At 54.2% G+C, this 365-nt stretch carries 1 pseudogene; it reads left to right on the top strand.

The annotated features are described in order from the left end of the window. Positions 1-365: pseudogene (locus tag ACVC08_RS00615) on the top strand (hypothetical protein); the annotation flags it as partial.

The raw sequence follows: 365 nt of genomic DNA, 5'->3' as shown, positions 1-365 counted from the left end.
CCACAAGGACCTGCCGGAACAAACGGTGTAGATGGTGCTGTTGGACCTGAAGGACCGCAAGGACCTGCTGGACCTAAAGGAGACCAAGGATTCCAAGGAGAACAAGGAATCCCTGGTGTACAAGGACCACAAGGACCTGCCGGAGCAAACGGTCTAGATGGCGCTGTTGGACCTGAAGGACCGCAAGGACCTGCTGGACCTAAAGGAGATCAAGGAGACCAAGGGTTCCAAGGAGAACAAGGAATCCCTGGTGTACAAGGACCACAAGGACCTGCCGGAACAAACGGTGTAGATGGCGCAGTTGGACCTGAAGGACCGCAAGGACCTGCTGGAACAGATGGCAAAGGCATTACTTCTACAATTGA

It is taken from the genome of Pontimicrobium sp. MEBiC06410 (assembly GCF_053601615.1).
Note: the sequence above shows the minus strand (reverse complement) of the source record. Positions and strands in the feature narration are given on the sequence as shown.